At 69.3% G+C, this 397-nt stretch carries 1 protein-coding gene; it reads left to right on the top strand.

Annotated features, from left to right (window positions below; all coding sequences use genetic code 11):
- Positions 1-397, top strand: a 397-nt coding sequence (locus HX846_RS38115) for a DUF3482 domain-containing protein (RefSeq protein ID WP_178967566.1), incomplete at both ends; no start/stop codon positions are given.

Raw genomic sequence — 397 nt, forward strand, 5'->3', positions numbered from 1 at the left:
GGAACGGCTGATCCTTGATCAGGAAGCCCAGCGCCAGGCCCGCCAGCAAAGTGCGGCGCGGCTGATCGCCGAACTGCTGGTCGACTGCGCCGCCTGCCGCCGCAGCGTGGTCAGCGAAGCCGAGGTAGAACAGCAAGCCATCAGCGAACTGCGCAAAGCCGTGCGCCAGCGCGAACAGCGTTGCGTGGAAGCCTTGCTCAAGCTGTTCGGCTTCCGCCCGCAGGACGCCGCCGCCAGCGATTTACCGCTGCTGGACGGGCGCTGGGGCGATGACCTGTTCAACCCCGAGACCCTCAAGCAACTGGGCGTGCGGGTCGGTGGCGGTATCGCAGCCGGCGCGGCGGCCGGTGCAGGTGTGGATCTACTCGTAGGCGGCCTGACCCTCGGCGCCGCCGCC

The organism is Pseudomonas sp. K5002 (assembly GCF_013386655.1).
Taxonomy (GTDB): domain Bacteria; phylum Pseudomonadota; class Gammaproteobacteria; order Pseudomonadales; family Pseudomonadaceae; genus Aquipseudomonas.